At 25.5% G+C, this 550-nt stretch carries 1 protein-coding gene; it reads left to right on the forward strand.

All coding sequences use genetic code 11. The features are described 5' to 3' along the window. On the forward strand, nucleotides 1–495 hold a 495-nt coding region (locus ETC00_RS19595), incomplete at its 5' end, for a hypothetical protein (protein WP_171567718.1). Nucleotides 496–550: the final 55 nt, after the last annotated feature.

Here is a 550-nt window from a genome sequence, read left to right on the forward strand (position 1 = left end):
ACTTTAAAATCTAAACTAAACGCTATAACTAAGGAGAGAACTGACGAAGGGGTTTATATTCTTTACAAACCACAAGATTGTAAATGTGAATGCCCTTATCAAAAATTTTATGATGATGTATATAGAAATAAAAGTTTGAACGAGATAGATATGATAAAAAGTGATATAAGCTCTTTAGAGCATAAAAGAGAAATGTATTTAGAGATGGTTACAATTAAACAAAAGATAGACTCTATTGCTTCTATTATAAGAGCTAATAAAAACATAAACGACAAAACAGGGAATAAATATTTAGACTTGAAAAGAATTCTTCATTGTATAAACACATATTGTAATATTTATGATGAGGATGAGATAACAGAAACAATTTCTCTTCTAGAAGAATATGAAGAATATTTAAGTATTGATAATAAAATAAAGGATGTACTAAAGGAGAACAAACTTCTAGAAGATAATAAAGAAAATAATGATGAGTTATACAAAGAAATAGTTTAGATAAGTAATGAAATATATAAAAGCAAGTCTGAGGTAAATAAACTCAAAGAAGAAA

Source organism: Brevibacillus sp. MCWH, assembly GCF_013096935.1.
In the GTDB taxonomy this organism is placed as follows: Bacteria; Bacillota; Bacilli; order Brevibacillales; family Brevibacillaceae; genus Brevibacillus; species Brevibacillus aydinogluensis.